Annotated in this window: 1 tRNA gene and 2 rRNA genes; all 3 read right to left on the bottom strand. The window is 54.4% G+C overall.

The features are described from left to right. Position 1 precedes the first annotated feature (1 nt). A tRNA-Met gene (locus tag PX554_RS26330) sits at positions 2 to 78 on the bottom strand. 88 nt (positions 79 to 166) lie between these two features. Further along, positions 167 to 281: ribosomal RNA gene (rrf, locus tag PX554_RS26325) — 5S ribosomal RNA — on the bottom strand. A gap of 145 nt (positions 282 to 426) precedes the next feature. Next, a 23S ribosomal RNA gene (locus PX554_RS26320) occupies positions 427 to 3,220 on the bottom strand. Positions 3,221 to 3,289 lie beyond the last annotated feature (69 nt).

Below are 3,289 nucleotides of genomic sequence, written 5' to 3'. Positions count from 1 at the left end.
TTGGTTGCGGGGACAGGATTTGAACCTGTGACCTTCAGGTTATGAGCCTGACGAGCTACCGGGCTGCTCCACCCCGCGCCAAGGATCCCCGCGTGGGTGTGCGGGGGGAGACATGTGAATGGGTTCCGAGAAATCCGAGTATATGTTCCTGCGCACCGGCTTCAATGCCTGGCGACGACCTACTCTTCCATCGCTTAAGCGATAGTACCATTGGCGCGGACTGGTTTCACGGCCGAGTTCGGGATGGGATCGGGTGGGGCACAGACGCTATAGCCACCAGGCAATGGAGCCGGTGCGTAAGAACTGTAATCGGGTCTAAAATCGATGCACGCTTCGCTGTGTTGGTGTTTGTATCAGGCGTTGCAGATGATCATCCGCGCGTCTTTGACGTACTGGCTTCCCAGGATTGTCATTGATGGCGGGACTCTCAAGCGCGAATAGAGCAATTAGTATCGGTTAGCTCCATGCGTTACCGCACTTCCACATCCGATCTATCAACGTGATGGTCTTTCACGGCTCTATGAAATCTTATCTCGAGGGAGGCTTCCCGCTTAGATGCTTTCAGCGGTTATCCCGTCCGTACATAGCTACCCTGCTGCGCCGTTGGCACGACGACAGGTACACCAGAGGTACGTTCAACCCGGTCCTCTCGTACTAGGGTCAACTCCTCTCAAATTTCGACGCCCACGGCAGATAGGGACCAAACTGTCTCGCGACGTTCTGAACCCAGCTCACGTACCACTTTAATTGGCGAACAGCCAAACCCTTGGGACCTGCTCCAGCCCCAGGATGTGATGAGCCGACATCGAGGTGCCAAACAACCCCGTCGATATGAGCTCTTGGGGGTTATCAGCCTGTTATCCCCGGCGTACCTTTTATCCGTTGAGCGATGGCCCTTCCACGAGGGACCACCGGATCACTATGACCGACTTTCGTCTCTGCTCGACTTGTCAGTCTCGCAGTCAGGCGGGCTTATGCCATTGCACTCTAACAGACGGTTTCCAACCGTCCTGAGCCCACCATCGCGCGCCTCCGTTACTCTTTAGGAGGCGACCGCCCCAGTCAAACTACCCGCCACAGAGGGTCCCTGATCCAGTTTCATGGATCGAGGTTAGACATCAGAAAACAACAGGGTGGTATTTCACCTATGGCTCCACACCGGCTGGCGCCAATGCTTCAAAGCCTCCCACCTATGCTACACAGTTCTTTCCTAATGCCACTCTGAAGCTGCAGTAAAGGTGCACGGGGTCTTTCCGTCTAACCGCGGGAACCCCGCATCTTCACGGGGAATTCAATTTCGCTGAGCATGTCCTGGAGACAGTGGGGAAGTCGTTACGCCATTCGTGCAGGTCGGAACTTACCCGACAAGGAATTTCGCTACCTTAGGACCGTTATAGTTACGGCCGCCGTTTACCTGGGCTTCATTTCAGAGCTTGCACTCCTCCACTTAACCTTCAGGCACCGGGCAGGCGTCAGGCCCTATACGTCGTCTTGAAGCCGACTTAGCAGAGCCCTGTGTTTTTGCTAAACAGTCGCTACCCCCTGGCCTGTGCCCCCCCATAATGCTTGCGCACTGTGGGGGCCTCCTTCTTCCGAAGGTACGGAGGCAATTTGCCGAGTTCCTTCAGGACACTTCTCTCAAGCGCCTTGGTATACTCTACCTGACCACCTGTGTCGGTTTCGGGTACGGTCTATACGGTGGGGCTATTTCCTGGAACCTCTTCGAAGCCCACCCAATCCAATAAGGGTGAACAACACACGAGATCCGTCACACACCACCAGGCCCACGAATATTAACGTGGTTCCCATCGACTACCCCCTTCGGGCTCGTCTTAGGGGCCGGCTCACCCTGCGCGGATTAGCCTTGCGCAGGAACCCTTGGTCTTTCGGCGAGAGGGCATCTCACCCTCTTTATCGCTACTCATGTCTGCATTCGCACTTCCGATACCTCCACGGCCCATTACCAGACCGCTTCACAGGCGTACGGAACGCTCCGCTACCACGTGATCATAAGATCACATCCTAAGCTTCGGTGCATCACTTTAGCCCCGTTACATCTTCGCCGCAGAACCTCTTGTTTAGACCAGTGAGCTGTTACGCTTTCTTTAAAGGATGGCTGCTTCTAAGCCAACCTCCTGGTTGTTTTGGAAGTTCCACATGCTTTCCCACTTAGTGATGACTTGGGGACCTTAGCTGTAGGTCAGGGCTGTTTCCCTTTTGACGACGGACCTTAGCACCCGCCGTCTGTCTCCCGGATATCACTCTCAGGTATTCGGAGTTTGGTTAGTATTGGTAGGTCTCGCGACCCCCGCAACCATCCAGTGCTCTACCCCCTGAGGTGTCCATCCGAGGCACTACCTCAATAGTTTTCGCGGAGAACCAGCTATTTCCCGGCTTGATTGGCCTTTCACCCCTAAACACAACTCATCCGGTAACTTTTCAACGTTAATCGGTTCGGACCTCCAGTGCGTGTTACCGCACCTTCATCCTGGTCATGCCTAGATCGCCGGGTTTCGGGTCTAATACACCAAACTCATTCGCCCTATTCAGACTCGCTTTCGCTGCGCCTACACCTATCGGCTTAAGCTTGCTTGGTACATTAAGTCACAGACCCATTATGCAAGAGGTACGCTGTCAGGGCTCAAGACCCCTCCAACTGCTTGTAGGCAATCCGTTTCAGGTACTGTTTCACTCCCCTCATCGGGGTGCTTTTCACCTTTCCCTCACGGTACTAGTTCACTATCGGTCGCATACGAGTATTTAGGCTTAGAGGGTGGTCCCCCTATGTTCAGACAGGATTACACGTGTCCCGCCCTACTCAAGTCCTGATATCTCACTTTCGCATACGGGGCTGTCACCCGCTACGGCCAGTCTTTCCAAACTGTTCTGCTAGTTGAATATCAGGCACTGGCCTGGTCCGCGTTCGCTCGCCACTACTAACGGAATCTCGGTTGATGTCTTTTCCTCCAGCTACTGAGATGTTTCAGTTCGCCGGGTTCGCTTCACGAAAGCTATGTATTCACCTTCATGATACCTCACTCCATTTAGCCCAACCGTGTGTCACCACACGGCAGAGTTAAACGGGATGGGTGGGTTTCCCCATTCGGAAATCTGCGGGTCAAAGGTTGCTCACACCTCACCGCAGCTTATCGCAGCGTGCCACGTCCTTCATCGCCTGTATGCGCCAAGGCATCCACGAATTGCCCTTACCTCACGCTTGAGAGTCCGCACCACCAATGACAATGCTGGGCTGGTCGTCAGACCAACCAAAACTCGGCAGAGCAGCAAC

Origin of the sequence: Sphingomonas pollutisoli (assembly GCF_029167165.1) — a bacterium.
GTDB lineage: Bacteria > Pseudomonadota > Alphaproteobacteria > Sphingomonadales > Sphingomonadaceae > Sphingomonas > Sphingomonas pollutisoli.
This window is presented reverse-complemented; position numbering and strand designations above follow the sequence as displayed.